Below are 264 nucleotides of genomic sequence, written 5' to 3'. Positions count from 1 at the left end.
CCCACTACCGCTAAAACAATCGTATATGGCAGGGCCATGACAACCATCTGGCCGTAAGAGAGTCGAATCAGTGGTGCAAGTGCGGAAGTCAGCAAAAATAAGAAGGCTGCTTGTCCATTCGGTGTGGCTACTGATGGGAGGTTAGTTCCCGTATTGATCGCAACCGCGAGCAAATCGAATTGGTCACGAGTAATCAGGCCACTAAGCAGTGCATCTTTCACTTCGTTGATGTAAACGGTACCGACGAAGACGTTATCTGAAACC

General features: G+C 48.9%; 1 pseudogene. It reads right to left on the bottom strand.

The window, feature by feature from the left end:
- Positions 1 to 264: pseudogene (locus ACP45E_RS02025) on the bottom strand (sodium/proton antiporter); the annotation flags it as partial.

It is taken from the genome of Vibrio genomosp. F10 str. 9ZD137 (genome assembly GCF_049974785.1).
Lineage (GTDB): Bacteria > Pseudomonadota > Gammaproteobacteria > Enterobacterales > Vibrionaceae > Vibrio.
The sequence above is the reverse complement of the archived record's forward strand: the minus strand, read 5'-3'. Positions and strand labels throughout refer to the sequence as shown.